The sequence below is a fragment of the Nocardioides bruguierae genome, from assembly GCF_023656415.1.
Taxonomy (GTDB): domain Bacteria; phylum Actinomycetota; class Actinomycetes; order Propionibacteriales; family Nocardioidaceae; genus Nocardioides; species Nocardioides bruguierae.
Genome location: NZ_JAMOIL010000040.1, coordinates 1 through 26,615, shown reverse-complemented (window position 1 = coordinate 26,615; position 26,615 = coordinate 1). Strand labels below are relative to the sequence as shown.

33 protein-coding genes and 1 pseudogene are annotated in these 26,615 nt (G+C 72.7%); 9 read left to right on the top strand and 25 right to left on the bottom strand.

All coding sequences use genetic code 11. The features are described from left to right. Positions 1-83: 83 nt before the first annotated feature. From M8330_RS20185 to M8330_RS20110, 16 genes are all read right to left on the bottom strand, one after another. Entirely contained in the window at positions 84-425 is a 342-nt protein-coding gene (locus M8330_RS20185) for a hypothetical protein (protein ID WP_250828792.1), read from the bottom strand. Continuing rightward, on the bottom strand, positions 425-736 hold the full coding sequence (locus M8330_RS20180) for a hypothetical protein (protein WP_250828791.1): 312 nt from the start codon (positions 734-736) through the stop codon (positions 425-427). The genes M8330_RS20185 and M8330_RS20180 overlap by 1 nt, the downstream gene beginning before the upstream one ends. Next, entirely contained in the window at positions 729-1,100 is a 372-nt protein-coding gene (locus M8330_RS20175) for a hypothetical protein (RefSeq protein ID WP_250828790.1), read from the bottom strand. Before M8330_RS20175 ends, M8330_RS20180 begins: the two co-directional genes overlap by 8 nt. Before the next feature lie 29 nt (positions 1,101-1,129). Then, the gene (locus M8330_RS20170) at positions 1,130-1,945 is read right to left on the bottom strand and encodes a ParB/RepB/Spo0J family partition protein (RefSeq protein WP_250828789.1); all 816 of its coding nucleotides are present in this window, start codon (positions 1,943-1,945) and stop codon (positions 1,130-1,132) included. A 2-nt stretch (positions 1,946-1,947) separates the two neighbouring features. Further along, complete coding sequence (locus M8330_RS20165; protein WP_250828788.1) at positions 1,948-2,259, bottom strand: hypothetical protein; 312 nt, start codon at positions 2,257-2,259, stop codon at positions 1,948-1,950. Then, on the bottom strand, positions 2,256-2,477 hold the full coding sequence (locus M8330_RS20160) for a hypothetical protein (protein ID WP_250828787.1): 222 nt from the start codon (positions 2,475-2,477) through the stop codon (positions 2,256-2,258). The genes M8330_RS20165 and M8330_RS20160 overlap by 4 nt, the downstream gene beginning before the upstream one ends. Before the next feature lie 44 nt (positions 2,478-2,521). Beyond that, positions 2,522-3,811: a hypothetical protein gene (locus tag M8330_RS20155; protein WP_250828786.1), complete on the bottom strand. Its 1,290-nt coding sequence runs from the start codon at positions 3,809-3,811 to the stop codon at positions 2,522-2,524. Further along, complete coding sequence (locus M8330_RS20150) at positions 3,808-4,173, bottom strand: DUF3263 domain-containing protein (RefSeq protein WP_250828785.1); 366 nt, start codon at positions 4,171-4,173, stop codon at positions 3,808-3,810. Before M8330_RS20150 ends, M8330_RS20155 begins: the two co-directional genes overlap by 4 nt. Beyond that, the gene (locus tag M8330_RS22215) at positions 4,170-5,126 is read right to left on the bottom strand and encodes a helix-turn-helix domain-containing protein (RefSeq protein WP_308196321.1); all 957 of its coding nucleotides are present in this window, start codon (positions 5,124-5,126) and stop codon (positions 4,170-4,172) included. The genes M8330_RS20150 and M8330_RS22215 overlap by 4 nt, the downstream gene beginning before the upstream one ends. Next, positions 5,123-5,620 carry a RusA family crossover junction endodeoxyribonuclease gene (locus tag M8330_RS20140; protein WP_250828784.1) on the bottom strand — a complete coding sequence of 166 codons (498 nt, stop codon included), beginning with the start codon at positions 5,618-5,620 and terminating at the stop codon, positions 5,123-5,125. Before M8330_RS20140 ends, M8330_RS22215 begins: the two co-directional genes overlap by 4 nt. Beyond that, on the bottom strand, positions 5,617-6,171 hold the full coding sequence (locus M8330_RS20135) for a DNA N-6-adenine-methyltransferase (protein WP_250828783.1): 555 nt from the start codon (positions 6,169-6,171) through the stop codon (positions 5,617-5,619). The genes M8330_RS20140 and M8330_RS20135 overlap by 4 nt, the downstream gene beginning before the upstream one ends. Beyond that, the gene (locus M8330_RS20130) at positions 6,171-6,494 is read right to left on the bottom strand and encodes a hypothetical protein (protein ID WP_250828795.1); all 324 of its coding nucleotides are present in this window, start codon (positions 6,492-6,494) and stop codon (positions 6,171-6,173) included. The genes M8330_RS20135 and M8330_RS20130 overlap by 1 nt, the downstream gene beginning before the upstream one ends. Then, entirely contained in the window at positions 6,491-6,724 is a 234-nt protein-coding gene (locus M8330_RS20125) for a hypothetical protein (protein WP_250828794.1), read from the bottom strand. The genes M8330_RS20130 and M8330_RS20125 overlap by 4 nt, the downstream gene beginning before the upstream one ends. Next, entirely contained in the window at positions 6,725-7,537 is an 813-nt protein-coding gene (locus M8330_RS20120; protein ID WP_250828782.1) for a BRO family protein, read from the bottom strand. It abuts the gene before it with no gap. Then, positions 7,534-8,421, bottom strand: coding sequence for a hypothetical protein (locus M8330_RS20115; protein WP_250828781.1), 888 nt, complete (start codon positions 8,419-8,421; stop codon positions 7,534-7,536). Before M8330_RS20115 ends, M8330_RS20120 begins: the two co-directional genes overlap by 4 nt. 119 nt (positions 8,422-8,540) lie before the next feature. Continuing rightward, a complete protein-coding gene (locus M8330_RS20110) occupies positions 8,541-8,756 on the bottom strand; it encodes a helix-turn-helix domain-containing protein (RefSeq protein WP_250828780.1) in 216 nt (71 codons plus the stop codon). Between the two features lie 111 nt (positions 8,757-8,867). Between M8330_RS20110 and M8330_RS20105 the strand changes: the two genes are divergently transcribed. Together M8330_RS20105 and M8330_RS20100 are read left to right on the top strand one after the other, a co-directional pair. Next, entirely contained in the window at positions 8,868-9,227 is a 360-nt protein-coding gene (locus M8330_RS20105; protein ID WP_250828779.1) for a helix-turn-helix domain-containing protein, read from the top strand. A gap of 101 nt (positions 9,228-9,328) precedes the next feature. Beyond that, positions 9,329-10,261 (top strand): carbohydrate kinase family protein, encoded by a 933-nt coding sequence (locus tag M8330_RS20100; protein ID WP_250828793.1) that lies wholly within the window; start codon positions 9,329-9,331, stop codon positions 10,259-10,261. Between the two features lie 21 nt (positions 10,262-10,282). Here the strand turns inward: M8330_RS20100 and M8330_RS20095 are convergent, their stop codons facing one another. After that, on the bottom strand, positions 10,283-10,549 hold the full coding sequence (locus tag M8330_RS20095; protein ID WP_250828778.1) for a sulfurtransferase TusA family protein: 267 nt from the start codon (positions 10,547-10,549) through the stop codon (positions 10,283-10,285). Positions 10,550-10,581: 32 nt separating this feature from the next. Beyond that, positions 10,582-11,766, bottom strand: coding sequence for a cysteine desulfurase family protein (locus M8330_RS20090; protein WP_250828777.1), 1,185 nt, complete (start codon positions 11,764-11,766; stop codon positions 10,582-10,584). A 296-nt stretch (positions 11,767-12,062) separates the two neighbouring features. Here M8330_RS20090 and ctaC point away from each other — a divergent pair, with 296 nt between their 5' ends. The 4 genes from ctaC to M8330_RS20070 all read left to right on the top strand — a co-directional run bounded on the left by ctaC (position 12,063) and on the right by M8330_RS20070 (position 16,587). Next, a complete protein-coding gene (gene ctaC / locus M8330_RS20085; RefSeq protein WP_250056464.1) occupies positions 12,063-12,983 on the top strand; it encodes an aa3-type cytochrome oxidase subunit II in 921 nt (306 codons plus the stop codon). Then, positions 12,980-14,734: an aa3-type cytochrome oxidase subunit I gene (gene ctaD / locus M8330_RS20080; RefSeq protein ID WP_250056463.1), complete on the top strand. Its 1,755-nt coding sequence runs from the start codon at positions 12,980-12,982 to the stop codon at positions 14,732-14,734. Before ctaC ends, ctaD begins: the two co-directional genes overlap by 4 nt. Then, positions 14,731-15,147, top strand: a complete 417-nt coding sequence (locus M8330_RS20075; RefSeq protein ID WP_250056462.1) for a cytochrome c oxidase subunit 4 — start codon at positions 14,731-14,733, stop codon at positions 15,145-15,147. Before ctaD ends, M8330_RS20075 begins: the two co-directional genes overlap by 4 nt. 195 nt (positions 15,148-15,342) lie before the next feature. Then, the gene (locus M8330_RS20070; protein ID WP_250828776.1) at positions 15,343-16,587 is read left to right on the top strand and encodes a L,D-transpeptidase; all 1,245 of its coding nucleotides are present in this window, start codon (positions 15,343-15,345) and stop codon (positions 16,585-16,587) included. A 169-nt stretch (positions 16,588-16,756) separates the two neighbouring features. Here M8330_RS20070 and qcrB read toward each other — a convergent pair whose 3' ends face one another. The 4 genes from qcrB to ctaE are packed head-to-tail and all read right to left on the bottom strand — an operon-like array spanning position 16,757 to position 21,136. Continuing rightward, a complete protein-coding gene (gene qcrB / locus M8330_RS20065) occupies positions 16,757-18,442 on the bottom strand; it encodes a cytochrome bc1 complex cytochrome b subunit (RefSeq protein WP_250828775.1) in 1,686 nt (561 codons plus the stop codon). Continuing rightward, positions 18,439-19,557, bottom strand: a complete 1,119-nt coding sequence (gene qcrA / locus M8330_RS20060; RefSeq protein WP_250056459.1) for a cytochrome bc1 complex Rieske iron-sulfur subunit — start codon at positions 19,555-19,557, stop codon at positions 18,439-18,441. Before qcrA ends, qcrB begins: the two co-directional genes overlap by 4 nt. Beyond that, entirely contained in the window at positions 19,554-20,438 is an 885-nt protein-coding gene (gene qcrC, locus M8330_RS20055; protein ID WP_372490280.1) for a cytochrome bc1 complex diheme cytochrome c subunit, read from the bottom strand. Before qcrC ends, qcrA begins: the two co-directional genes overlap by 4 nt. A gap of 59 nt (positions 20,439-20,497) precedes the next feature. Next, positions 20,498-21,136, bottom strand: coding sequence for an aa3-type cytochrome oxidase subunit III (gene ctaE / locus M8330_RS20050; RefSeq protein WP_308196319.1), 639 nt, complete (start codon positions 21,134-21,136; stop codon positions 20,498-20,500). A gap of 189 nt (positions 21,137-21,325) precedes the next feature. On the opposite strand from ctaE, the gene M8330_RS20045 reads away from it, so the two are divergent. Then, positions 21,326-21,748: an Rv3143 family two-component system response regulator gene (locus tag M8330_RS20045; RefSeq protein ID WP_372490279.1), complete on the top strand. Its 423-nt coding sequence runs from the start codon at positions 21,326-21,328 to the stop codon at positions 21,746-21,748. Positions 21,749-21,751: 3 nt separating this feature from the next. Next, positions 21,752-22,783 (top strand): anthranilate phosphoribosyltransferase, encoded by a 1,032-nt coding sequence (gene trpD / locus M8330_RS20040; RefSeq protein WP_250828773.1) that lies wholly within the window; start codon positions 21,752-21,754, stop codon positions 22,781-22,783. A gap of 23 nt (positions 22,784-22,806) precedes the next feature. Here the strand turns inward: trpD and M8330_RS20035 are convergent, their stop codons facing one another. The 3 genes from M8330_RS20035 to M8330_RS20025 are packed head-to-tail and all read right to left on the bottom strand — an operon-like array spanning position 22,807 to position 25,638. After that, on the bottom strand, positions 22,807-23,460 hold the full coding sequence (locus M8330_RS20035) for a hypothetical protein (protein ID WP_250828772.1): 654 nt from the start codon (positions 23,458-23,460) through the stop codon (positions 22,807-22,809). A gap of 46 nt (positions 23,461-23,506) precedes the next feature. Next, a complete protein-coding gene (locus M8330_RS20030; protein ID WP_250056452.1) occupies positions 23,507-23,785 on the bottom strand; it encodes an Lrp/AsnC family transcriptional regulator in 279 nt (92 codons plus the stop codon). After that, positions 23,782-25,638, bottom strand: coding sequence for a DEDD exonuclease domain-containing protein (locus M8330_RS20025; protein WP_250828771.1), 1,857 nt, complete (start codon positions 25,636-25,638; stop codon positions 23,782-23,784). The genes M8330_RS20030 and M8330_RS20025 overlap by 4 nt, the downstream gene beginning before the upstream one ends. A gap of 254 nt (positions 25,639-25,892) precedes the next feature. Here M8330_RS20025 and M8330_RS20020 point away from each other — a divergent pair. After that, a pseudogene (locus M8330_RS20020) lies at positions 25,893-26,615 on the top strand (hypothetical protein); the annotation flags it as partial.

Genomic DNA, 26,615 nt, shown 5'->3' with positions numbered 1-26,615 from the left:
CACGATCAGACGCTCGGGGCCGCCAGGCCGGTCGCGGCGGGTGGCGCGGTGAGGCGGGTACGGGGGGTCAGCGATCGCGAGCTTCATGACGAGACCTCCCCTGAGGTGGACGACGGCTCGGGACGGATTGACTGGTCGCAGATCGACTCGACACGACGAGTCGCGGCGCGCTTAGTCCAGCCTCTGCCGGCGTTGTGGCCGCCGTGCTGGTGCTCTGCCAGGTACCCGTTGAACGAGTTTCGGATGGCGCGCCAGTTGCGATCGGCGGCCCAGTGGCGCCAGAGGTGCCACTGGGAGCGCACCTCGCCGCGCGCTATCCTCCAGCGCGCACCAGACAGGGCTGGGTGGCGCACGGTGAGCGCGCGGAGGATGGTGTGCAGGCGTCGCAGGACGCCCACGGCGTACACGTCGGTCTCGGCGGGCATCACAGGCTCCCCTCGGTTGGGTCGTTCGTGGACGACGGCTCGGGACGGACTGCGCCGTTCTCGGGCTGGTCGTCGGCGGCCTGCTGAGCGGGCCGAGTCTGGCGACCCTGCGCCGCGACCCAAGCGGCGATCGCAGACTGGTCGCCAGCGGCCCCCCACATCGTTTCCAAGGTGGGGCCGTCGCACTCATGGCAGATGAAAGCGACGCTTCGAGTTCCGTCAGGCAAGGCCGCGCCGTAGGCCAGGACGGCCCGCCTGGCGCCGCACCAGGAACAGACCTTCGCCTCAGTCTCGGGCTGCTGCTCAGGCACCGGAGCCCTCCTCGCGCTGGTCGGTCGTGGACGACTGACGCGATGCGGCCGGCCCCGTGGCGGGGTTCTCGGTGGTGTCGGGGTCGGCGGGGCCTAGGAGCCTCTCGGCGTGGTCGACGTGGCCGTGGAAGCGTTCCCAGGCGGCCTGGCGGGTGATGCCCAGCGGGGCGGCGATCCCGGCCCAGGAGCGGCCGGCGCGGCGTGCGCGGACGACGTGGGTGATGAGGGTGGCGCGGGCCTGGTCGATGCCGGCGGCGCCCTCGCGGATGAGCTCGTCGAAGTCGACGACCTCAGGCTTCTCGTGCTGCTCGGTGGCGTCGTCCTCGATGTAGGGCTCGAGGACGTCGGGGTGGGTGGTGGTCACGGGTGTCTCCTGGGTCATCAGCGGGGTGGTCAGGCGGTGGGCGTGCCGGAGGTGTCGGCCGGCTGGTCGGGGTCGTGGGTCGTGCCGCACAGGACGCACTTGCCCTGCTGCCCGGACACGTGGTGGAGGTGCTGGCGCTCGTCGGCGCGGATCACGGACTCCCAGCACTCGCCGCAGGCCATGCCGCCGACGGACGCGGCGCCCTTGGACTTGTGCTTGTTCCGCCGGCAGCGGGCCTGGGCCCGGGTGGCGAGCTGGTGGGTGGAGGAGAGGTGCTGGGCGGACTTCTTGCCGCGGGCGTTGGGGCGGGCGGTTCCGGAGGCGTCGCGGGCGAGGTTGGTGGCGGCGGCGATGGAGATCTGCCCGTTGCGGAGCTGCTCCTGGTCCTCGACGGCCAGCGCGAGGAGGGAGCGGCGGTTGCTGACGTAGTTCTGGGGGCGGCCGATCCGGCGGCCGATCTCGGCGTCGGTGAGGCCGGTGGCCTTGAGCTTGGCGATCGCGCGGGCTTCCTCGATGGGGTCCAGGCCGGCGCGCTGCCCGTTCTCGACGAGCATGGTGAGGAGTTCGCTGTCGGGCAGCATCGTCTTGCGGACGATGACCGGGACGGCGTCGAGCTGGAGGCGGAGCGCGGCGGCGTGGCGGCGGTGGCCGGCGACGATCTGGAGCTTGTCGTCGCCGTCGATGCGCTGGGCGATGATCGGCTGGATGAGGCCGTTCTCGCGGATCGACTGTGCCAGCGCGGTGATCTCGGTGAGCTGGGCGCGGGGGTTGTTCGGTGACGGCTTGAGGTCGTAGGGGCTGATGAGGGCGTACCCGGCGAGGGGCCGGACGGTGGTGGCGGTCATGGTCAGGCTCCGGGCAGATCGGTGGGCAGGTGCAGGGACGGGAGCTGCAGGTCGGGAAAGGCGGTCGCGAAGCCGGCGCGGACGGTGATGACGGCGGCGAGGCGGTGGTCGCGGATGCGGGCGGGGTCGCCCCACACGGCCTGGGAGGCGTCGTGCTGGGTGACGCCGGCGGACATGAGGTCGAGGACGTTGTCCCAGGCGGGGTCGTGGGCGATGCCGGTGGTGTCGTAGCCGCGGTGCGTGGTCGCCGGGTGGGGTGCGGTCTGCGCGAGCGCGGCGCCGGGAGGGTGCGGCAGCACCGTCGTGGAGGTCACCGGTCCACTCCGTGCTGGGCGGCCTTCTGGGCGGCGACGAGGGCGGCGTCCAGGGTGTGCTTGTCGTAGATGACGGTGGTCTGCATCCGGGTGCCGGCGCTGTTGGCGAGCTGCTCGACGGCGGCGCGGATGCGGTCGGGGTCGTGGTGCGCCTCGCGGGTGACGTGGCGGATCAGGTCGATGGCGGCCTGGGCGTCGCCGTTGGTGGTGATGGCCATGGGTGGTGTCTCCTCAGTGGGCCAGGTGGGCAGGCGGGTAGGGGTCAGCGGTTGGCGAGGGTGTCGAGGACGTCGCGCATGACCTCGGCCTGCGTGTCGTCGGCCGGGTCGGGGACGGGGTCGTGGGCGTCGATGGCCTGGAGGGTGGGGCAGGGCCACGGGATGTGGACGTCGGTGCGGCCGCGGGAGCACTCGTCGCAGTAGACGTAGGCCGGGGGGCAGGTGAGGCAGACGGGGCCGTCGCCGTAGCCGGTGTCGACGTGCTCGTGGTCGTGCTCGACGGGGTTGAAGTGCTCGTCGTGTGCGGCGGGGCAGCTGGTTGCCGGGGCGTGGATGGTGACGTGGGTGTGGAGGTCGCGGACGGCGGTGACGGCGTCGCGGGCTCGGGTTTCGGCCATGGTGGCCTCCTTCTCCCGGGTGACCCGGGTGACGAGCTCCTCGATGGGCCGCTGGAGCTTGCTGGTGGGGTTCATGTGCCACTCGTGGCGGAAGGCGATGGGGTCGGCCTTGCACTCGCAGAGCGGGTAGGGGCAGACGCAGGGGTGGCGGCGGCGTCGGGCGCGGTGGTTGGCCTCGCAGCGGACGAACACGGCGTCGTGGAGGTACTGGACGAGGGTGTGGTCGCCGCACCAGGGGCAGGGCCAGGGGAGGGTGACGCGGTCGTTGCCTTCGACGACGAGGCGGACGTCGTCGACGAGGTCGCGGAGGTCGTGGTCGACCTGGGGGAGGAGGGTGCGGGAGGGGCAGGCCATGACGAGCGCGCGGAGGCGGTGCGCGAGGGTGGTGGGGGTGGTGTCGACGGTGGTGGCGGCGGTGACGGTGGCCGGGCCCTCGGGCATGGGGCCGATGAAGCCGCGGGGCCGGGGCATGGGCCGGGTGGGCTGGACGTCGGGGCGGGTGGCGCGGTGCTCGTCGCCGGGGACGCGGAGGTGGTTGCGGCGCAGGTGCTGCTCGAGGCGGTGGGTGTGCCAGGCGAGGACGTAGGTGACGTCGACGTCGGTCAGGACGCCCCGCTCGTTGCCGGGGGCGGGGATGCGGCCGGTGCCGGCGACGCGGTGGTCGCGGTTGAGCCAGTCCTGCCCGAGGCCGTCCTGGCCTCGGTCGGGCTGGGCGAGGCGGTCGGCGCGCTCTTCGCGGGCGAGGCGGTCGGCGGCCTCGGCGCCGCTGGTGGTCATGAACCCGAGGGACCGCTGTCGGCTGGTGGTGAGGTCGTGGAGGGCGGGGAGGAGGCCGACGAGCTCGGTGATGTGCTGGCTGATGATGGTCTGGGTGTCGGCGACGCGGACACAGCCGACGCGGCGAGCGTGGGGGTTCTCGCTGCTGGACGGGATCACCGGACGTCTCCTGACTGGTCGGCCTGCTGCTGCGCCTGCTGGGGCTGGTGGGTGTCGAGGGCGGTCTGGGGGCCGGTGGGGTTGCGGCGGGCGTGGGCGCGGAGGGCGCGGAGGCGGCGCTCGCGGGTGACGGTCGCCGGGTCGTAGGCCAGGGCGTCGGGGTGGTCGAGGAGGGCGTTGAACCGAGCGACGAACTTCGTCAGGGACTCGCGCCACCGGGCGTACACGGCGGTCTCCTTCGCCCCGGCGTGCTTGAACCGGAGGCGGCCGAACTCCAGGCGCTCGTAGTCCCGGGCGCCGAGGCGATCCGGCATCTGCCCGGCCTCGGCGCCGTGCTTGCTGGTGCTGGTCGGGTCGGTCATCGGTCAGCCCCCGCGGTCTCCCGGGCCTGGGCGGCGTGCCGATGGGCGGCGATCTGCTGGCGGGCGGTCTGCGCGGCGGCCTTGGCGGCCGGCGAGGTGCCGCGGGTCTCGGCGCGGGCTGCGGCGCGGTCGGCCTGGTCGCGGAGGCGACGGTCGCGGTTGTCGAGAACGGCGGCGCGGCGGCGGGACTTCTCCATCTGGCGGGGCGTGGTGCCGCAGGCCCGGCAGCAGTCGCCGGGGGCGTCGGTGTGCCGGGGGCAGCCGGTCGGCTGCTCGGCGGCGGAGCCGGCCGGGCTGGTGCTGGCGGTGGTGATGGCCGGGGCCGCTGCGGTGGGGCGGCTGGTGGTCTGGCTGGCCGCGTCGCTCCCCCCGCTGGCGGGGGGTTGGGGGGGTAGTCCCTGGGTCAAGGACGGGTCGGGTGACACAGCTGTGTCACCCCGTGGCGTCGAATCTGTCACCCCGTGTGTCACCCCGTGGGCCATCGACGGGGTGACAGGCTGACACCCCGTGACCTCGTGACGGGGTGACACGGTGACACCCCGTGCGGGGGAGTCCTGACCGGCGGCCTGTGCCGGGTCGGTGTGGCCGGTGGGGCCGGTGTGGCCGGTGGGGGCAGTGCCAAGGGTCGTGTCGGGGCGCGTCTCCGGGGTTGCCCAGGCGGCCTGGGTGGTGTCGCTCATCGCGAGGTCCCAGACGGTGGGGCGGCGGTCGGCGCGGATGTAGGCCACCTGCCGCTGGTCGCCCTGGCGGATCAGGCCCTGGGCCTGGAGGCGCTGGAGGATGCGGACGACGGTGCGCTCGGAGCACTCGGCGTCCTCGGCCATGGTCGCCTTCGACGGGAAGGCGTGCCGGCCGTCCTTGTGGGCGTGGTTCGCGAGCGACTGCAGGACGAGCTTCCCCCGGGGGTCGCCCACCTTGACGCTCAGGGCCCACGTCATGGCCTCGATGCTCACTGCGGTGTTCCTTCGGTCGTGCGCGTGCTGGTGCTGGTGCTGGGGCCGGCTTCCTGGTTTGTGGTGTGCACGGGCCGGACGACGCCGTCGGGGAACGACTCCCGGGCGGCCGGGGCCGGGGCGAGCTCGACCCACATGCAGCCGTCGCGGACGCCCTTCACGGGGTCGTGGATCCAGCACGTGGCGGCGGGGGCGACCTTGAAGTGGTCGCCGGGCAGGATGGCCTTCTTCACGAGCGCGTCCTGGACGACCTTGAGGAGGGGGAACATGCCGTCGGCGTCGCGCTGCTGATTGTTCGCCGGCCGGAAGTGCAGGACCACCAGCACCCGCTCGTGCACGGGTGCGGGGCGGGCCGCGGTGATGGCCCACATGGCCTCCGTGAGGAGCTGCTCGACCTTCAGCGCCCGGGCCTTGGGCTTGGTGGAGCGCAGGGCCTGGTTCGCGGTCGTGGGAGGCGTCTTCCAGGGGAGGACGATCTCGACGGGCAGGGTCACGCGCGGCCATCCTCGGGACGGACCGAGCTGGTCTCCCAGATCAGCAGCGCGATGCCGAACGGCGGCCGGTCGCCCTTGGTGGGGCAGTCCCAGCCCTCGGGGTGGTCGAAGCGCATCCGGCCGCGCAGGAACTCCACGCGCAGCGGCGAGTCGGCTCGATCGCGGAACGGCTCGACGTGGTCCTGCCACCACGCCTGCTCGACGCGGTTGGCCGGGACGAGCATGACGATCCGCTCGCACTCCTGCCAGGAGTCCCACGCCTTGCGGACCCAGGAGCCCAGGTCAGTGACCCCGGGGACGCGAGAGAAGGGCGGGTTGCACCAGACGCGGCCGGACCAGTCCTGGGCGAGGCCGTCGTCCGCGATCGAGAAGAACCGGGGCGCCTTGGCGTTGTGCGGGGCGGCGGCGACGTCGAGCGTGAATGGTGCGCCGAAGCGGGCCTCCAGCTCGTGGATGAACTCCCACTTCGTGCCCCGGTCGTCGATCGAGTCCAGGGCGCCGCGCACGGCGGTCTGCTGCGGGTGGTTCTCCGCCTTGAAGCCGGCGAGCATCAGCCGACCTCCCCGGGGCTGGACGGCTGGCCGTCCTCCAGCTCGCGTTCCCAGGCGGCGAAGTCGGCGTCGGCCGGCCAGCCCTTCGCGGTGGCGGCCGGGGCGGTGGTACACCGGCAGTTGGGGTGGCGCTGCTCGTGGGCTGCGGTGTAGGTGGCGCGGTCGGTGTCGGTCAGGTCGGCGTACAGGCGGGCCTTGGTCTGCTGGTCGCGGGTGGGTGCGAGGGGGCCGCCGCGGAGGCGGTCGCGGGCGGCGTCGGCGCTGATGGCGAGGGCCCAGCCGGTGACGGCGATGACGGTGCGGGTGACGGACCAGGGGGTCATCGGGTCACCCCCGTGACGACGCGACGGCCCGGGGCCGGGTGGCCGGCGGGGCGGAGCCCGCGGGGCGGGAGGCTGGTGCGGGCGGTGGCCGGCCGCGCGCCGGTGGCGCGGCGGGGCTTGGCGCGGCGGCGGCGCCACCAGGCGCGGATGCCGTCGACGACACCGAGGACGGTGAGGACGAGCATCGGGGCGAGGATGAGGACGGCGGGGCCGCTGGTCAGGGTGTCCACTCAGACCACCGCCAGCGCGGTGGTCTGGGCGATGTGGAACTCGGTGCACAGCCGCTCGAAGCCCTTGCCGGTGACGCGGATCTGCGGGGCGACCTGGTGGAGCTGGCCGTCGCGGTCGGTGCGGGGCCGCTGGGGACGCTCGGTGACCAGGCGCTGCTCGATGGCGCGCTGGGTTGCGCGCCAGGCGCCGCCGCCGCGGCGGTAGACCCAGCCGAGGTTGTTGAGGACGGCGAAGAGCCGGTTCTGGCCGGTCTGCGCGCCGGCGCGGCACAGCATCTTGGCGGTGTCCCCGACGGAGAAGTCGCCGTTGGCGGAGGCGATCTCCTGCCAGCGGGCGGCCGGGGCGGCGAGGGCGTCGCGCTGGGCCTCCATGGCCCGTGCGCGGGCCTCGGCGGCGATGCGCTCGGTCTCGGCGGCGTGGGCGAGCTCGATCAGCTCGAGGCGGGACAGCTCGCGCTGGGGAACCGGGGTGCCGTAGGAGCCGGTGCGGCGGATGGAGGGGAGGACCTCGTGGGTGACCCACCGCTTGAAGTCGCGGACGCGGGGTGCGCGGCTGCGGATGATGGCGGAGTAGAGGCCGGCCTCGTTGATGATGGTGACGGTCTGGTCTCCGCCAGGGGTACTCACCACGTGGGGACCCTTCTCGTCGTCGTCGAGTCCGCGGGTGAGGTGGTACGCCTCGCGGTAGTCGAGGACGCTGGCTGCGTCGCCGGCGACGAACCACGGGTCGCCGTTGACGATGACCATCCGGATCGGGTGGCCGTTGAAGGAGTAGGACAGGGTCTCGTTCTGGGTGCTGTCGAGCTGGTTCACGGGTTGCTCCTGCGGGTGGAGGTATTCCGGGTCCTGGTGCTGGTCTTGGTGCTCGTCTTGCGGCGGCCGGGGCGGGGGCCCTGGTCGGGGGTCTGCGGGGGCAGGGGCGTGTGGGTGCGGGCTCGGTTGATGCCGAGGTCGTGCTCGCGGCGGGCCTTGTCCTTGCGGATCTCGCGGGCGGCGGCCTTGCGGTTCTCGGTCGCGGCGAGGGACGCGGCGTCGAGGTCGGCCCACAGGGCGGCGTGGGGCTGGCCGGCGAACCGCTCGCGGCGCATGGAGATCAGCTCGGTGAGGGTCGCGGCGACGCGGGTCTCCTCGTGCCGGACCGGGCGGCCGGGGCGGGCGCTCGCGAGGGCGGCGGCCATGCGCTGCTCGCTGGCGCGGTGGCCGAGGACCAGGAGGGAGACGTGCGCGATGTGCTCGAGCTCGGCGAGCGTCTCGGCGGCGATGACCTGGGCCCACGCGTCGAGGTAGGTGAGGTCGGCGTACCGGGCGGCGTACTGGTCGCGGGTCGGCCGGAACGGCTCCGCCGCGCTGGCGCTGGTGCTGGTGCTGGCCGGCGTGGCGGGCACAGGGGTGGTGGCCCGGGCCTGGTCGGGAGAGGCGACCGGGCCCGGGCCGGTGGGCGTCGACTGCCTGGCCCCCTTGGACAGGCAGGTGACGCACCGTGCGCACACGCGGTGGCCGCTGACGGGGCCGGTCGATGCGAGGCGACCGGTCTGGATGACCGTGAGGCGGCGGGTGTGGGCACGGCAGTAGGCCCGGCGGGCACGGGGGACATGCCCGCCGGGGGTGAGTGGGCCCACGTAGACGTGGGCGACGCCGGTGGGGCGGGAGACGTACACGGCGCCGAGGCCGGCCGCGGTGAGCATGTCGACGTTCACGAGCGGGTGTCTCCTTCCTGCGGGCGTGAGGGGATGCCGGTGGACGGCCCCCGGTTAAGGGGCCGTTGCTGACGAGGACGCAGACCGCTCACCCGGCTCGGGCGGGCCGTCCACCGGGGCTAGGAGGCGCGCTGCGCCTTGAGGCGCTCGATCTCGGTGCGGGCGATGGCGTAGGACGACGTCCGGCCCTCGCCGATCTTCTGGGCCGCGATGCGGCCGGCCTTGATCTGGTACAGGACCGTGCTGCGGCTGACGCCGAGCTCGGCCGCTGCCATCACGACGTTGAGCGCGTCCACGTTGTTGGGCGCCAGGTCAAGGGCGGGACGAACTTCCATGGTTGGAGCATGTCGTAAGTAGGGCATTTTCACAACATTGGGCGTGAAGTTTCTTGAAGAAACTTCTGCCCCTGCTTGCGAAACTTCGTGAAACTGGGCACCATGGTCGGCATGTGGAACGAGACCAACGGTGCGATCCCGCAGTGGACGCAAGGCGACCGCCTGCGCAAGGCACGCCAGAAGACCGGCATGACGGCGCGCGAGTTCGCCAACGAGCTCGGCGTCTCCCACGGCACGATCACGAACGCGGAGAACGACAACCGCGACGTGCGAGCCATCACGATCAAGCTGTGGGCGCTGGTCACCGGTGTTCCGCTGCAGTGGCTGCAGACCGGCGTCGCGCCGACCGACGTGCCCGACCCGAACAGCCCGGCGCTCCAGCCGGCGGGCCCGGCCTACCAGCCGGCCATCGACGACCTCACCGCCTCGAAGCGCACCCGCGTCGGAAAGGGCGCCGGTACTGCGGGGTAGTGTTCCGGGACGTGTCCGACGCGCATGCAGGCCCTTCGTCCGCCCCCACCGACGCCGCCGGCCCCCTCCTGATCGCCGGGTCGATCGCCACCGACCACCTGATGGGCTACTCCGGCACGTTCCGGGACTCCCTCGTGGTCGAGCAGCTGGACAAGGTGTCGCTCTCCTTCCTCGTCGACGACCTGGAGATCCGCCGCGGCGGCGTCGCCGCGAACATGTGCTTCGGGCTCGGCGTGCTGGGCGTGCGCGGCGTGCTCGTCGGCGCGGCCGGGGAGGACTTCGCCGACTACCGGTCCTGGCTGGAGCGGCACGGCGTCGACTGCAGCCACGTGCACATCTCCGAGTCCCGGCACACCGCCCGGTTCGTGTGCACCACCGACCCCACCGGCGCGCAGATCGCCTCGTTCTACCCGGGCGCCATGAGCGAGGCCCGGATGATCGAGCTCGGCCCGATCACCCAGTCCCTGGGCGCCCCCTCCTACGTCCTCGTGGGCGCCGACGACCCCGACGGGATGCTGCGCCACACGCAGGAGTGCCGCCAGCGCGGCTACGCCTTCATCGCCGACCCCAGCCAGCAGCTGGCCTTCGGCGACGGCGACCTCATCCGCGACCTCGTCGACGGCGCCGCGATCCTGTTCTCCAACGAGTACGAGTCGCACATGATCGCCCAGAAGACCGGCTGGGACGACGCGGAGGTCCTGGCCCGCGTCGGCGTGCAGGTCACCACTCTCGGCAAGGACGGCGTCCGCATCCGCCGCCGCAGCGAGGACGACGTCGTGGTCGCCGCGGCCGCCGACGTCACCGCCGTGGAGCCCACCGGCGTGGGCGACGCGTTCCGGGCGGGGTTCCTCGCGGCCGCCTCGTGGGGCCTCGGCCTCGAGCGCGCCGCCCAGGTCGGCTGCGTGCTGGCCGCCTACGTCGTGGAGACCGTCGGCACCCAGGAGTACGCGTTCTCCTCGGCGGGCTTCCTGCGGCGCGTGCGCGACTCCTACGGCGACGTGCCGGCCGACGAGGTCGCCCCGCACCTGCCCTGAGCCCCGCCGCCGGGGGGCGCGTCAGTCCCGCCGGCGCACCAGGTACCGGGCCACGCCGTCGACCGCGACGTCCTCGCCCAGGTACTCCTGGGCGCGCATCCGCGCCCAGGCGGGCACGTCGGCCCGCGCCGCCGGGTCCTCGGCGACCACGGCCAGCACCTCGCCCGGCGCCACGTCGCCGAGGTGGCGGGCCAGCTCGATGACGGGCCGCGGGCAGGGCAGCCCCCGGCAGTCGAGCTCGAGCGCGGGCTCGGGCAGGGCGGCGCCGCTGCCCGTCGTCCCGCCCATCCCCCCGCTCGTGACCTCGGGTGCCCCGTCGCTCACAGGCCGACCTCCGCGCGCAGCCGCGCGACGACGTCCGGCAGCACGTGGCACAGGCGCTCGACGTCGTCGTCGGTGACCTCGGGGGCCAGGGAGACGCGGACGTTGCCGTGCGTCAGCGCCCCGACGGCGGCGAGCACGTGGCTCGGCTCCAGGGTCGAGGCGGTGCAGGCCGAGCCGCTGGCCACGGCGAACCCGTGCCGGTCCAGCTCGCGCACCAGCGCGTCACCGGGCAGGTAGAGGCAGGAGAAGGTCAGCAGGTGGGGGAGCCGGTCGTCGGGATCGCCGACGAGGTCGACGTCGGGCAGCGTCGCCGCGGTCGCCCGGATCCGGTCCACCAGCCGGCGACGACGCGCGTCGACCCCCGCCCGCTCCGCGAGCGTGCCCCGCAGCGCCGCAGCCGCGGCGAGGGCGAGCGGCGCGTCGGGCAGTGCCCCGCCGGCGTCCTGCGGCCCGGGGTCGCCGGGGAAGGGGTTGAGCCACCGGGCGCCGTGCCGCACGAGCAGCACCCCGACGCCGCCGGGCCCGCCCCACGAGGTCGCGTGCCCCGCGGCCGCCGCCCAGCCCTCGCGCGGCAGGTCGAGCAGGCCGAGGCTCGCGGAGCCGTCGACGAAGAGGTCCACGGACTCCGGGAGCGCCACCGCGCCCACGGGCTGGGTGGTGCCGATCTCGTGGTTGGCCAGCTGCAGGGCGACGGCCGCGGTGCCGGGAGCGCGCGCCAGGCGCTCCAGCGCGTCCAGGTCGACCCGGCCGTCGCGACCGACGGGGGCCTCGTGCACGGACCCGCCGTGCACCTGCGCCCACCAGGACGCGGCGTGGCGCACGTGGGCGTGCTCGACCGGCGCCAGCACCAGGTCGCGGGCCCCGGCGTCGAGCCGGGCCCGGGCCAGGCCGAGCAGGCCTCGCTGCACCGCGTCGACGGGGGAGGTGAACCGCACCTCGTCCCGGCGCACCCCGAGCGACCCGGCGACGACCTCGCGGGCGTTCTCCAGCAGCAGCCGCGCGTCCCGCCCGGCCCGGTGCAGCGCCCGGGGGTCGGCCCAGCCCCGGGCCAGCGCGGCGTCGAGGACCTCCAGCGCAGCCGGGTGCAGCGGACGGCCCGCCGCGGCGTCCAGCAGCACGGGCGCGGACGCGGGGGTGGACGCGGGGGTGGACGCGGGGGCGGGGTCGGTCTGGTCCTGCACGCCTCGCAGCGTAGGCGTCCGGGCTGGACGTCGGCCGCCCGGCACCGGGCGCCACCCGGCGCGGCAGGAGGCCCGCTCGCGGCGCTCCTGCGGTCGGGCGTCTTCCTGAGAGGACACCGAGGTAGCGGTGTGCACGAGTTCGGGAGAGACTGAGAGCAGCCCCCGCACCAGCCTGTGGGCGACCTGTGCCCCCGGCGGCGCGGGACGCGCGCAGGAGGTACCCGGTGGCGCTGTCGCAGATCTGCTCGCGGTACCCTGCGGCGTACTTCTGTTCGTTTGAGAGGAAGGCTCCAGCGTTGAGTCTGCAGCTCCCGAAGAGGGCCCCGGGACGTCGTCGCCGCGGTGCTCGTGCCGCGGCGCTCGCCGCCACGGGCCTCGCCGTCGCCACCCTGGCCGGCTGCTCGTCCGAGGCGCAGGGTGAGTGGTCCCGGATCGCGATGCCCGAACCGGCCACCGAGCAGGGTGAGTCCACCCTCGCCCTGTGGCAGGGCTCCTGGATCGCCGCGCTCGTCATCGGCGTCATCGTGTGGGGCCTCATCGCCTACGCGGTCATCGTCTACCGGCGCCGCAGCGCCGACGAGATCCCGGTCCAGACGCGCTACAACCTGCCCCTGGAGATCTTCTACACGATCGTCCCGGTGATCATGGTCGTGGTGCTCTTCGCCCACACCGTGCGCACGCAGGAGATCCTGCTGGACACCTCCACCGAGCCCGACCTGACCGTCGAGGTCACCGGCCAGCAGTGGCAGTGGACGTTCAACTACGGCATCGGCGAGCAGGACTGGACCGCCGACGACGACAAGATGGACGACGTGTACCCCTACTCGGAGTACGCCTACACAGTCGGCACCCCGTCGGACATCCCGACCCTGTACCTGCCCGTCGGCGAGACCGTGCGGTTCAACCTGCACTCGCCCGACGTGATCCACGACTTCGGCGTCCCCGGCTTCCTCATGAAGATGGACGTCATCCCGGGCCGGGTGAACACCTTCCAGGTGACCCCGACCGAGACCGGCACCTACGCCGGCAAGTGCTACGAGCTCTGCGGCGTGTACCACTCCCGCATGCTCTTCAACGTCGAGGTCGTCGAGCCCGACGAGTACGAGGCGGCCGTCCAGGCCCTGGAGGACGCCGGCCAGACCTCCGAGCTGCCGCTGATCGGTGGCTCCGAGGCCAACACCCAGGCCGGTCTCGAGACCGAGGAGGACGGCGAATGACCGCCACCGCAGCAGCACCGGGCACCGCGGCGCCCGGGGGCGGGCGCCGCCCGCTCGGCGAGCACCTCGCCACCATCCTGACCACGACCGACCACAAGCTGCTCGGCAAGATGTACCTGGTCACGTCGTTCGCCTGGTTCCTCATCGGCGGCGTCATGGCCCTGTTCATCCGCGCCGAGCTGGCCTACCCGGGCCAGCAGGTCGTGAACGACGAGCTGTACAACCAGCTCTTCACGATGCACGGCACGATCATGCTGCTGATGTTCGCGACGCCCGCGTTCTTCGGCTTCGCCAACGTGATCATGCCGCTGCAGATCGGTGCCCCCGACGTGGCGTTCCCCCGCCTGAACGCGCTGAGCTACTGGCTCTACGCGATCGGCGGCCTGATCGTCCTCTCGGGCTTCCTGACCCCGACCGGTGCGGCCGACTTCGGCTGGTTCGCCTACGTGCCGCTCTCCGACGCGGTGCGCTCCCCGGGTGCCGGTGGCGACCTGTGGATCCTCGGCCTGTACATGTCCGGCCTGGGCACCATCCTCGGCTCGGTCAACTTCATCACCACGATCATCTGCATGCGTGCGCCGGGCATGACGATGTTCCGCATGCCGATCTTCGTGTGGAACACGCTGATCACCAGCCTGCTCGCCCTGATCGCCTTCCAGGTGCTCACCGGCGCGATGCTGATGCTGGCCGCGGACCGTCTGGTCGGCGCGCACGTGTACGACACCGCGCACGGCGGCCCGATCCTGTGGCAGCACCTGTTCTGGTTCTTCGGTCACCCGGAGGTCTACATCATCGCGCTGCCGTTCTTCGGCATCGTGACGGAGATCCTCCCGGTCTTCAGCCGCAAGCCGATCTTCGGCTACGTCGGCCTGGTCGGCGCGACGCTCGGCATCGCGATCCTGTCGGTGGCCGTGTGGGCCCACCACATGTTCGTCACCGGTGCCGTGGACGTGGCCTTCTTCTCCGGCATGACGTTCCTGATCGCGGTACCCACCGGCGTGAAGTTCTTCAACTGGATCTTCACCATGTGGGGCGGCTCGATCAGCATGGACACCCCCATGCTCTGGTCCGTGGGCTTCCTGGTCACCTTCCTCTTCGGTGGCCTGACCGGCGTCATCCTGGCCAGCCCCCCGCTGGACTTCCACGTCTCGGACTCCTACTTCGTGGTGGCGCACTTCCACTACGTGGTCTTCGGCACCGTGGTGTTCGCGACCTTCGCCGGCTTCTACTTCTGGTGGCCCAAGTTCACCGGCAAGATGCTGGACGAGCGTCTCGGCAAGCTGCACTTCTGGCTGCTGACGATCGGCTTCCACACCACCTTCCTGGTCCAGCACTGGCTGGGCGTCGAGGGCATGCCGCGCCGCTACGCGGACTACCTGCCCGGCGACGGGTTCACGTTCCTCAACCAGGTGTCGACGGTCGGGGCGTTCCTGCTCAGCCTCTCGATGCTGCCGTTCTTCTGGAACGTGTGGACCAGCCGCAACGCGCCCATGGTCAACATGGACGACCCGTGGGGCTGGGGCCGCTCGCTCGAGTGGGCGACCGCCTCCCCGCCGCCGCGGCACAACTTCCACACCCTGCCGCGCATCCGCTCGGAGTCGCCGGCGTTCGACCTCCACCACCCGGAGATCGCCGCGCTGGAGCTGGAGCACAACATGGCGATGGCCAACGGCCACGCCGCGGACGCGCCCGACGTGAACGGTCGCCAGGAGATGCTCGACGAGAACAACGGTGAAGGGGGCGCCCGATGAAGGCGGAGTCCTGGATCTTTGCGATCTGCACGGTCTTCTTCGTCCTGGTGACGCCGGCCTACTGGCTGATCACCTCCGCCGGTGCCACCGGCGGCGACTGGACCGGCACCGTCGCGCTGCTCATGACCGCGCTGCTGACGGCGCTGATCACCCTCTACCTGGGTGTGATCGCCAAGCGCGGGCACGAGCGCCCCGAGGACCGTCAGGACGGCGAGATCGCCGACGGCGCCGGTGAGTACGGCTTCTTCGCGCCGTTCTCGTGGTGGCCCCTGTGGTGCGCGCTGGCGCTCGGCGTCATCTGCTACTCGGTGGCGCTCCAGGCCTGGTGGCTGGCCATCATCGGTGCGGTGCCCGGCATCATCGCCGTGTGCGGCCTGGTCTTCGAGTACTACCGGGGCGAGTTCGCCCACTGAGCCATCGCGGCGCACCCGCCGCACCCGGTTCCTCCTCCCAGGGCCCCGTCCGCGATCCGCGGGCGGGGCCCTGTGGCGTTCGGAGCCGGCCACGGTGGGAGCACGCCGCCTCGCCGCACCCGCGAGGGTGGGGCTCACAGGGACCCGACGTACGCTGGAGGGGTACCAGCACCTCGTCTTCTCGGGAGCTCCTGCATGACCCCGTTCCGCACCTCCGCCCTGCCGCGCCGCGGCGTCCTGCTGGGCACGTTGGCCGCCTCCGCGGTCGCGCTGACCGCCTGCCAGGACGACACCGCGGCCTCGGGGTCGACCGGCGGCACCGGGACGGGGGACGCCAGCAGTGCGGCGGACTCCTCCAGCAGCAGCGAGCCCAGCGTCTCGCCGGCCTCCGTCACCGTGAACTGCGGTGGAGGAGAGGAGGACGTGCCCGTGTCGCGGGTCGTCACGGTCACGGTCGCGAACGCCACCCTGACGAAGGTGGCCGTGCGTGCCGACGGCGGCGAGGAGCTGCCCGGCACGATGGCCGAGAACCAGTACTCGTGGCGGGCCGACGACCGGCTCGAGCCCGGCACCACCTACCAGGTGCGGGCCGTCGCGGTCGGGGACGACGGGGCGAAGGTGAACCGCAAGGTCACCTTCCGCACCCAGGACCTGACGCTGGCCCAGCAGACCTATCCCTCGATCGCACCGCTCGAGGGCGAGACCGTCGGCGTCGGCATGCCCGTCATCGTCACGTTCGACGTCGCCGTCTCGGACCAGGCGGCGATGGAGCGCCAGATGACGGTCACGGCGCAGCCCGCCCAGGACGGCGCGTGGCACTGGCTCAGCCAGCACGAGGTGCACTGGCGCCCCAAGTCCTACTGGCAGGCCGGCAGCAAGGTCACCGTGGACGTGGCCGTCAACGGCGTGGACGCCGGCGACGGCGTCTACGGACAGCTCAGCCGCAGCGTCTCCTTCGACGTCGGCGACGCCCACGTCTACCGGGTCAACGCCAAGACCCACGAGATGAAGGTCTTCAGCAACGGCAAGCTGCTGCGCACGCTGCCCATCACCACCGGCAAGCCCGGGTTCGACACCCGCAACGGCACCAAGGTGATCATCGAGAAGTTCGCCAGCAAGCGGATGAACTCCGAGACCGTCGGCATCTCCGGTGCCGAGGCCTACAACATCTCGGGGGTGAAGTGGGCGATGCGCCTGACCTACTCCGGGGAGTTCATCCACGCGGCGCCCTGGTCGGTCTCGAGCCAGGGCAACGCGAACGTCTCCCACGGCTGCACCGGCATGAGCACGGCGAACGCCGGGTGGCTCTACGAGATGTCTCGTCGCGGCGACGTCGTGGTCACCACGGGGACCAACGGCAACGACATGACGCTCACCAACGGCTGGGGCGACTGGAACGAGTCGTTCCGGCAGTGGCGCAAGGGCTCCGCGCTGGCCTGACGCAGCGTCCGGCGCCGGCACGGCGGAACGCCGGTGGGGGAGGGGACAGGGCCCGCTGCATCTCGAGACCGTCCCCGGCAGCCCCGTGCAAGGCACCCGACGCCAGGAACGACGAAGCCCCTCCCCGGTGGACCGGGGAGGGGCTTCGTCGTGGAGACGGTGACGCGGATCAGTGCTTGGAGCCCAGCTCCGCGTGGTCGTCGTGGTCGGCGTGCGCCAGGTGCTCCTGGCCCTCGTCGTACTCCTCCTGCGTGGGCTTCTGCACGTTGTCGGCGAACCACAGGTGCGAGAGACGCTCACGGAGGCCGGAGAGGCGGCCCGTGGGGCGCTGGACGCCGTTGGCGTCCTTGTCCGCGGCGATGCTGTACACCTCGTCGCGGGGCCGCGAGGTGAGCGTGTAGGCGCGCTCCGCGGAGACCGCCTCGTGCTTCTCGCTGTAGCCGCCCTCGGGCGAGCGGTTGATGACGCCCGTCTCGCGGCCGTGGGTCAGCACGGCGTTGTCGTGACGCTGGAGGGAGATGCACCAGCGACGGGTGATGTAGAAGGCGATCGCCGGCCCGACGAAGACCAGCACGCGCATGAAGTACGTGATCTGGTTGATGCTCAGGTCGAAGTGGATCGCGATCAGGTCGTTGCCGCCCGCGGCCCACATGAGGCCGTAGAACGTCATGAGCGAGACCATCACCGCGGTGCGCGTGGGCGCGTTGCGCGGACGCTCGAGCAGGTGGTGCTCGCGCTTGTCACCGGTGATCCAGGACTCCAGGAACGGCAGGAGCATGAGGATCGTGAACATGACGCCCGGCAGCACGATGATCGGCAGGAAGACGTTCCAGGCGATCGTGTAGCCACCGATGTGGGACTCGATGCCCGGCATGATGCGCAGCGCGCCGTCCGGCCAGCCCATGTACCAGTCGGGCTGGAGGCCCGCGGTGATCTTGGTCGGGTCGTAGGGGCCGTATTTCCAGATCGGGTTGATGCCGAGCAGGCCACCCATGAGGGCGGTCACGCCGAACACGATGAAGAAGAAGCCGCCGGCCTTGGCCATGTATACCGGCATGAGGGGGTAGCCCACGACGTTGTTCTCCGTGCGGCCGGGGCCAGGCCACTGCGTGTGCTTGTGCGAGACGAGCAGCAGCATGTGGGCGGCGATCAGCGCCAGGAGCACGCCCGGGATCAGCAGCACGTGGATGGTGTAGAGCCGCGGGATGATCGACTCACCCGGGAACTCGCCACCGAACAGGAAGAACGACAGGTAGGTGCCCACCACGGGGATGGACTTCATGAAGCCGTCCGCGGCGCGGATACCGGTGCCCGAGAGCAGGTCGTCGGGCAGCGAGTAGCCGGTGAAGCCCTCGAGGGTGCCCAGAAGCAGCAGCAGCGAGCCGATGACCCAGTTGATCTCGCGGGGCTTGCGGTAGGCGCCGGTGAAGTACACGCGGAGCAGGTGCACCATCATCGCGGCGATGAAGAGCATCGCCGCCCAGTGGTGCATCTGGCGCATGAGCAGGCCGCCGCGCACGTCGAAGCTGATGTGCATGGTGGACGCCATGGCGTCCGACATCTCCACGCCGCGGAACTGGTCGTAGGAGCCCTGGTAGGCGACCTCGGCCATGCTGGGGTGGAACCACAGCGTGAGGAAGACGCCCGTCAGGAGCAGGACCACGAAGCTCCACAGGGCGACCTCGCCCAGCATGAAGGACCAGTGGTCCGGGAAGACCTTGCGCAGGTTCTTCTTCATCGCGGTGCCGAGGCCGAGGCGCTCGTCCGCCCAGGTCGCCACGGCGCCGACCTTGGTGGGCTTGCTGCTCACGGCGCCGCTGGTCGTGGTCGCGACCTTGCTGGTGTCGATGCTCATACGTCAGCCTCTCCCTGCTCGCCGATCGGCTTGCTGTCACGTTCCCAGTAGCTGGGGCCCACCGGCTCGGTGAAGTCGCTGCGGGAGATGAGGTAGCCCTCGTCGTCCACGTCCAGCGGGAGCTGGGGGAGGTGCCGGCCCGCCGGGCCGAAGACGACCCGACCGGAGTCGGACAGGTCGAACGTCGACTGGTGGCAGGGGCACAGGAGGTGGTGCGTGGTGCGCTCGTAGAGGCTGATCGGGCAGCCCACGTGCGTGCAGATCTTGGAGTAGGCGACGATGCCGTCCACGTCCCAGTTCTCACGGCCCTCACCGGGCACGTAGGCGTCCTGGTCCATGCGGACGACGACGATCGCGGCCTTCGACTTGGCGATCTGCAGGGGAGCGCCCTCCAGGTCGGGGTAGCCGTTCTCCTCGGTCGGGAAGATCGCCTCCGGCTGAGCGTTCACCAGGTCACCGATCTGGAGGTCGGCGGCCTTGACCGGGGTGCCGACCGCGTCACGGACGACGCGCATGCCGGCGGCCCACACGGTGTGCTCGAGACCGGCGCCGGGGTACTCGGCCTCCTCGGTCACCTGGGCGTTGGTCTGGCCCAGGTCGCGCAGCAGCACGATCGGGGACAGGGCCACGACGCCGACGGCGGCGAAGAGCGAGTTGCGCACCAGCGGGCGACGGGCGATGCCCGCGTCGGTCAGGCCGGCGTCCAGAGCGGCGAGCGTGGCGGCGCGGTCCTCCTCGGGGGAGGCGATCGCGTGGCGCATCTCGACCATCTCGTGGTCGCTCATGAGCTTGCGGGCCCACTGGATGACGCCGGCACCGATCAGGAGCAGCGCCAGGCCCAGGAAGACGCCGAGGCCCACGTTGGAGGCACCCAGGCCGAGGAAGGTCGTCCAGTCATCGCCGACGTCGGCGGTGAAGTAGACGACGAAGAACAGGACGACCGAGACGATGGAGAGGCCGAACATGCCGGCGACCTGGCGCTCGGCGCGCTTCTCGGCCTTCTCGTCGACGTCGGTGGGCCGCCACGTGTGCTCGGGCAGACCCGGGTCCTGCACCGGCTCCACGGAGGCGGGAACGTCCTCGTGGGAGTCGTCGTGGGGGGTCAGGTCGCTCACGCGGTGGCCTTCTTCCTCTTCGAGCGAGTGGAGTGGGCCGCGATCCAGACCGCGAAGCCCACCATGGAGCCGATGCCGACGACCCAGGCGAAGAGGCCCTCGGCCACGGGGCCGAAGCCGCCCATGCCGAAGCCGCCGTAGCCGGTGTTGGTGTCGAGCGAGTCGAGGTAGGCGATCACGTCGCGCTTCTCCTCCGGCGTCAGGTTGCCGTCGCTGAAGGACGGCATCTGCTGCGGGCCGGTGAGGAGGGCCTCGTAGATGTACTTGGCCTCCACGCCGCGGATCTGCGGGGCGTGGCCGCCGCGCGGCATGGCGCCGCCGGAGCCCTCGAAGTTGTGGCAGGCGGTGCAGTTGGTCAGGAAGATCTGGCCACCGCGCACGATGGCCTCCTGCTGCTCCTCCTCGGTCAGGTCGGCGATCGAGTAGTCGCTCTCGTCGGGCACGGCCGGGCCGGGCGCGAGGGAGGCGATGTACGCGCCGAGCGCGTCGATCTCGTCCTGGGTGAAGGCGGCCGGCTTGGCCTCGGCCTGCTGGCCGGGCTGCGCCATCGGCATGCGGCCGGTGCCGACCTGGAAGTCGACGGCGGCGGCGCCCACGCCCGCGAGGGAGGGGCCGTACTGGTCGCCGTTCAGCGTCTCGATGCCCTCACCGTTGGTGCCGTGGCAGCTCGAGCAGCTGACGAGGAAGAGCTTGCGGCCCTCCGAGACCAGCTCGTCGTTGGACGACGTGCTGCTCGCGCTCGCCGACGACGTGGCGCCGGTGGAGACCAGGGAGTACAGCGACCCTGCGGCCACGAGGCCGAGGAGCAGGACGACGGCGCCCGCGAGACGGCCGCGGCGGTGTCGCGACAGTCGTCCAGCGGAACGGTTCAGGAAACGCACAGTGGAGGTCCTCGATCAAAGGGGATGTATCAGACTACGCCCAGGTCGTGCTCAGGCGTTCACTGCAGGATGTAGATCGTGGCGAACAGGCCGATCCACACGACGTCCACGAAGTGCCAGTAGTAGGACACGACGATCGCGCTGACGGCCTGCTCGTGGGTGAAGCGCCGGGCCAGGTACGTGCGGCCCAGGACGAGCAGGAAGGCGAGGAGACCGCCGGTCACGTGCAGGCCGTGGAAGCCGGTGGTCAGGTAGAACATGGAGCCGTAGCCGGAGGCCTGGATCGTCAGGCCCTCCTGCACGAGGTTCGCGTACTCGACGGCCTGACCGCCGACGAAGACGGCGCCCATCACGTAGGTGAGCAGGAACCACTCGCGCAGGCCCCAGTCGCTGACCTGCAGCAGCGAGCCCTTGCGGCCCACCTGGCCGCGCTCCGCGGCGAAGACGCCGAGCTGGCAGGTCACGGAGGACAGGACCAGGATCGTCGTGTTCACCAGCGCGAAGGGGACGTCGAGCACCTCGGTGCTCTGCGCCCACAGCTCGGGGGAGACCGAGCGGATGGTGAAGTACGCCGCGAACAGGGCCGCGAAGAACATCAGCTCGCTCGAGAGCCAGATGATCGTCCCGACGCTGACCATGTCCGGTCGGTCGTGATTCCCGTGGAGCCGGGATGCAGGGAGAGAAGCCGCAGTAGCCACGGGAGCATTATGGACGAGGCTCTGCGGAACTCCATACCGGGTCCCCGATCCGGCGCGTCCGTGCGAGGGCTGTGACCCGACTGTGACCGGTGTCGTGACCGGTGCTGTGCCCGGCCGGGCGTCGCCCGGCGCCCGACGTGCCGCTCGGCCCTCGCGCGCACCCGGGGTGCTGGGCCTACGATGACCGACGTGAGCGACTCCACCGACTCCCGTGCCCCGCTGACGGTCCTCGTCTACAGCGACGACGTCAGCACCCGCCAGCAGGTGATCCTCGCGCTGGGTCGCCGTCCGCACCCGGACCTGCCGGAGCTGCAGTACGTGGAGGTGGCCACCGAGCCCGTCGTCCTGCAGCACCTGGACGCCGGCGGCATCGACCTGGCGATCCTGGACGGCGAGGCCGTCCCCGCTGGCGGCATGGGCATCGCCAAGCAGGTCAAGGACGAGCTCCCGGCGTGCCCGCCGGTGCTGGTGCTCACGGGCCGCCCCCAGGACGCGTGGCTGGCCACCTGGTCGCGCGCCGAGGCGGCGGTGCCCCACCCGCTGGACCCGGTGCAGCTGGCCGAGGCCGTCTCCGGCCTGCTGCTGCCCCGCGTCCCCGCGACGCAGGCCTGAGGCGTGGGCGCCGCCACCACCTGGCCCGACGTCCTCTCCTCCCTCGTCGCCGGGCGTGACCTGGGGGCCGACGAGGCCGCGTGGGCGATGGGGGAGATCCTCGCCGGGGACGCGACCCCCGCGCAGGTCGCCGGCTTCGCGGTGGCCCTGCGGGCCAAGGGCGAGACCGCGGCCGAGCTCACGGGTCTCGTCGACGCGATGTACGAGGTCGCGACCCCGATCCGCGTCCCGGGCCGGACGCTGGACATCGTCGGCACCGGTGGCGACCGCTCGATGTCGGTCAACATCTCCACGATGGCGGCCATCGTCAGCGCGGGTGCCGGTGCGCGCGTGGTCAAGCACGGCAACCGCTCCGCGTCCTCGAAGTCCGGCTCGGCCGACGTCCTCGAGGCCCTCGGCGTGCGCCTCGACGTGCCCGTCGACCGGGTGGGCCCCCTCGCCTCCGAGGTCGGCATCACCTTCTGCTTCGCCGCGGCCTTCCACCCCGCCATGCGGCACGCGGCCGCGCCCCGGCGCGAGCTCGGCATCGGCACGGCGTTCAACCTGCTCGGGCCGCTGACCAACCCGGCGCGGCCGGGCGCGCAGGCCATCGGCGTGGCCGACCCGCGCACCGCGCCGGTGATGGCGCAGGTCTTCGCCGACCGCGGCGTGGACGCCTGGGTGCTGCGCGGTGACGACGGCCTGGACGAGCTGACCACCACCACGACCTCGTCGGTGTGGGTGGTGCACGAGGGCGCCGTGCGTCCGGTGACCGTGGACCCGGCCGACCTCGGCCTGGCCCGCGCGAGCACCGAGGACCTGCGCGGCGGCGAGCCCGCCTACAACGCGGACGTGGTGCGCCGCCTGCTCGCCGGCGAGCAGGGCCCGGTGCGGGACGCGGTGCTCCTCAACGCCGGCGCCGCGCTGGCGGTGCTCGACGAGCCGGGGGCCGAGCCCCTCGCCGCTCTCGCGGCCGGGATGAAGCGGGCCGCCGAGGCGGTCGACACCGGGGCTGCGGCCGCGGTCCTGGAGCGCTGGGTGGCGGCCACCGCCTGAGCGGCGGCCCCTCCCGGCCCGGGTCAGCCGCGTGGCTCCAGGTCCAGCACGAACTCGCGGCCGTTGGCGCGGAAGCCGATGTGGTCGTAGTAGGCGCCCACCATCTGCGGCGGGGTCATGACGTGCCGGAAGCCGAGGTCGCGCAGCACCTCGGAGCGGCGGAACACGAACTCTCCGGGCGTGAAGTCGCGGTAGCGGGGCGTCACGTGGTCCAGCCGCAGCCGGGCCACGTCGCCGTCGCGCCGCAGCACCACCAGGCCGACGGTCTCGTCGCCGCGCTGCACGACGAAGGCCAGGTCCCGCTCGTCCAGGGCCGCCGCGGGGTCGAAGTCCGGCTGGTAGCGCCGGATGTCGCTCGCGTGGGTGTCGAGCACGTGGCGCAGGTAGGCGTCGCCACCGGCGACGGGCAGCACCGCGAAGCTCGCCTCGTCGTGGCGCTGACGGGTCAGCTGCACCAGGAACCACACGTTGATGGCGCTGGTGACGGCGTTGAGCCCGACCATCGGCCACACGCCGATCAGCAGGTTGTAGAGCAGCAGGGCCAGGCCCGCCGCCAGGTTGAGCACCCGGAACCGCAGCACCCGCTGCTGGGTGAGCGAGAGCACCAGCAGGGCGCTGCCCGCCCAGCCGAACGCTTCGAGCAGGGGGCCGTCCGGGACGGAGACGAGGGGGATCACCGGCGCAGGGTAGGACGCCCCGGCCGCCGTCCACGGATCGTCGCGATCAGTCCAGGCCGACGGAGAAGGTCTGCTCCAGGTCCAGGCGGGAGTAGGCGCGGAACGCGATGTGGGTCTCGGTCGAGGTCACGCCCGGCACCTTGTTCAGGCGGTCGGCCACGACGGAGGAGACGTCCTCCACGTGCTTGACCCGCACCAGCGCCACGAGGTCGACGTCGCCGGTGACGGAGTAGACCTCGGAGACGCCCTCGAGCGAGGCGATCTCCTCGGCGACCTCCGGGATGCGGTCGACCTGGGCGTGCACGTTGACGATGGCGGTGATCACGAGCCCGAGGCTACGACGGCCGCGCCCGCGGCGGCAGCGCCGGTGGCGTGTCGTGCCGCGCCCTCCCCGTGCGGCCGCCCGGTCCGCTGGGCCCGCTCTCCGCCTCCGTCGCGCGTCCTTTCGCGTCCTGTGCCGTGACCGGCGGGCGCCAGCAGCGCCAACGAGCGGCCGGCACCGGCCACCGGGCACGTCCACTCGCCCTCCACCTCCACGAGACGGACCCCGGGCTGCTCCAACCAGCGCAGCACCTTCTCCGTCTCCTCCGCGGTCGCCGCCGGCACCGGGCCCGGGGCCTGGGCCCGTTCCGGCTCCAGGGTCTCGGCACCCGCACGGAGCACGTCCACGAAGGCGTGGGCGTCACTGCCGGACGGGATGACCCCGGCCGCCGCCAGGCGCCCGCGGCGCACCACGTGGACCGCCCACCGGCCGTCGTCCTCGCGGCGCGCGGCCACGACCTCCGGGCAGGCGGTCAGGGAGCCGAGCCGCTGGGTGCGGGCGGCCGCGCGGACGAAGGCCGCGAGCCGGTCACGGTGGCGGCCCGCGTCCTCGAACCGCTCCTCGGCGGAGAGGTCGGCCATCCGGTGCAGGACCAGGTCGACGACCTCGTCGGGGCGCGAGACCAGCGTCTCGCGCAGGGAGCGCACCACCGCGTCGTAGGTGAGGGCGTCGACCGACCCGTCGCAGGGGGAGAGGCAGCGGCCCATCTCGGCCAGCGCGCAGGCGCTGCCGCGCGGTCGCTTGCCCAGGCGCTGCGTGCACTGGCGGACGGGGAAGACCTCGTGCAACGCCTCCAGGGCCTCCAGGGCGCGGCCCCGGGAGCCGAACGGGCCCAGGTAGTCGGCGTCGTCGTCCGCGACGCGGGTGACCACCGACAGACGGGGCCACGCCTCACGGGTGAGCTTGACGAAGTGGGTGCGCTCCGGGTGTCGCGAGCGGCGGTTGTAGCGCGGCTTGTGCTGGGCGATGAGCCGCAGCTCGCGGACCTGGGCCTCCAGCGGCGTCGCGCACTCGATGCCCTCGACCCGGGCGGCCAGGCGGACCATCTCGCCCATGCGCGAGCGGGTCTCCGAGGCGGTGAAGTAGGACCGCACCCGGGTGCGGAGGTTCTTGGACGTGCCGACGTAGAGCACGCGCTCGTCGTCGTCGCGGAAGAGGTAGACCCCGGGCTTCTCCGGCAGCGGCTCGGCCAGGTGCCGCTTGCGCCGCTGGGCGGAGGTCACCCGCGAGGTGTAGGTCTGGAGCTCCTCGAGGGTCTGCACCCCTTGGGCCCCGAGCCGGCCGATGAGGCCGTGCAGCACGTCCACCGTGGCGCGGGCGTCCGCCAGGGCCCGGTGGTTCGGGGTGGTCGTGGCCGAGAACAGCTGCGCGAGGGAGGAGAGCTTGCAGTTGGGCGCGTCGTCCCGGGTCACCAGCCGCCGGGCGAGCCGGGCGGTGTCCAGCACCTCGAACCGCGGCCACGGGCGCTGCTGGGCCGCGGCGAAGTGCTGGAGGAAGCCGACGTCGAACGGCGCGTTGTGGGCGACCAGCACGCAGCCCTCCGCGAACTCCAGGAACGCGGGCAGCACCGTGTCGATGCGGGGCGCGGCGACGACCATGGAGTCGGTGATGCCGGTGAGCACCGAGATGAAGGCCGGGATCGGCCCCTCGGGGTCGACCAGCGTCTGGAACTCGCCCAGCACCTCGCCGCCGCGGACCTTCACCGCGCCGATCTCGGTGATCATCGAGCCCTGGGCGGCCGAACCGCCGGTGGTCTCGAGGTCGACCACGCAGAAGGTGAGGTCGCGCAGAGGCCGACCCAGCTGGTCGAACGAGCGTTGCTCCTCCCACCGGGAGGGTGGCTGCGGGTGCTGCATGGCGAGGACGCTACGAGCGAGCACCGACAGCCGGTCGCACTCGCGCCGGTGCCGACGTCCCTTCCCGGCTCCCCGGACGTCCCGGGACGTTCCCTCTTGGCCGCCCTCCTGCGCGCCCTCCAGCACGCCCTCCTGCGCTCCCGGCGCACCCCCGGGTGGCTCTCGGATGGCTCTAGGGTGGGCGCGGGACACGATCGTGCGCCCGCCCGCGAGCGGGCACGGACCCGCCGGGCGGGAGCGAGGAGGCGGGGGACGTGGGCAGCAGCGACGTGGTGCCCGCCTCGCCCCGCGGGCTGCCGGAGGCCGTGGGTGCCAAGGTGGTCGTGCTCGTCGCCGCCGTCCTGCCCGACGTCGCCCAGCTGCCGCCGTCGCTGCGGCGGGTGGCGGCCTTCGCCCCGGGCCGCCGCGCACGGCTGGGCAGCAACGCGGTGCTCGACGCTCTCGTGGACGACGGGCTGCGTGAGCGGGTCGCGCACGTGCTCGTCGCGCGCGGGGCGGGCGAGGGCTCGGACGCGGACGACCCGGCGACCGTGGCCGCGCGCGCCTGGCTGGTGCGGCCCGAGGGCTGGGAGGACGTCCTGGTACCGGCCCTCGCGCAGGTGCACGCCCGGGAGGAGGCGGAGGAGTCCTCCGCCCTCGACCGGGCCCGCGCCCGCACCGCAGCCGCCGAGCAGGCCCTCGTGGAGGCCAGGGCCGGTGCCAAGGTGGAGGCCGACGCGCTGCGCGCCGAGGTGAGCGACCTGCGTCGGCGCCTCGCCGAGGCCCGCCAGGAGGCCAGGGACACCCGGGCGGCGCAGATGCGCTCCGCGGAGGCCGTGGCCGAGGGGGCGCGGGCCGCGGGGGTGCCCGTCGGGCCGGCCGCGGCCGCCGAGCGGCGCCGTGCCGACGACCTGGCCGCGCGGCTGCGCGACAGCCGCGCCGAGGTGGCGCGCCCGGCCCCGCCCCGCGCCGCGCCCCCCGCGCCGGGCCGGGGGGGG

What these genes read in the sequence shown, in the direction of transcription:
- ctaD (WP_250056463.1), top strand. Translation starts at nt 12,980, where the DNA reads ATGACCGCCACCGCAGCAGCACCGGGCACCGCGGCGCCCGGGGGCGGG.
- M8330_RS20160 (WP_250828787.1), bottom strand. Translation starts at nt 2,477, where the DNA reads ATGGCCATCACCACCAACGGCGACGCCCAGGCCGCCATCGACCTGATC.
- M8330_RS20100 (WP_250828793.1), top strand. Translation starts at nt 9,329, where the DNA reads ATGGGCTACTCCGGCACGTTCCGGGACTCCCTCGTGGTCGAGCAGCTG.
- M8330_RS20135 (WP_250828783.1), bottom strand. Translation starts at nt 6,171, where the DNA reads ATGCTCGCCGGCTTCAAGGCGGAGAACCACCCGCAGCAGACCGCCGTG.
- M8330_RS20105 (WP_250828779.1), top strand. Translation starts at nt 8,868, where the DNA reads ATGTGGAACGAGACCAACGGTGCGATCCCGCAGTGGACGCAAGGCGAC.
- M8330_RS20110 (WP_250828780.1), bottom strand. Translation starts at nt 8,756, where the DNA reads ATGGAAGTTCGTCCCGCCCTTGACCTGGCGCCCAACAACGTGGACGCG.
- M8330_RS20150 (WP_250828785.1), bottom strand. Translation starts at nt 4,173, where the DNA reads ATGACCGACCCGACCAGCACCAGCAAGCACGGCGCCGAGGCCGGGCAG.
- M8330_RS20170 (WP_250828789.1), bottom strand. Translation starts at nt 1,945, where the DNA reads ATGACCGCCACCACCGTCCGGCCCCTCGCCGGGTACGCCCTCATCAGC.
- M8330_RS20025 (WP_250828771.1), bottom strand. Translation starts at nt 25,638, where the DNA reads ATGCAGCACCCGCAGCCACCCTCCCGGTGGGAGGAGCAACGCTCGTTC.
- M8330_RS20095 (WP_250828778.1), bottom strand. Translation starts at nt 10,549, where the DNA reads ATGGGCGGGACGACGGGCAGCGGCGCCGCCCTGCCCGAGCCCGCGCTC.
- M8330_RS20075 (WP_250056462.1), top strand. Translation starts at nt 14,731, where the DNA reads ATGAAGGCGGAGTCCTGGATCTTTGCGATCTGCACGGTCTTCTTCGTC.
- M8330_RS20185 (WP_250828792.1), bottom strand. Translation starts at nt 425, where the DNA reads ATGCCCGCCGAGACCGACGTGTACGCCGTGGGCGTCCTGCGACGCCTG.
- M8330_RS20130 (WP_250828795.1), bottom strand. Translation starts at nt 6,494, where the DNA reads ATGACCCCCTGGTCCGTCACCCGCACCGTCATCGCCGTCACCGGCTGG.
- M8330_RS20070 (WP_250828776.1), top strand. Translation starts at nt 15,343, where the DNA reads ATGACCCCGTTCCGCACCTCCGCCCTGCCGCGCCGCGGCGTCCTGCTG.
- qcrB (WP_250828775.1), bottom strand. Translation starts at nt 18,442, where the DNA reads ATGAGCATCGACACCAGCAAGGTCGCGACCACGACCAGCGGCGCCGTG.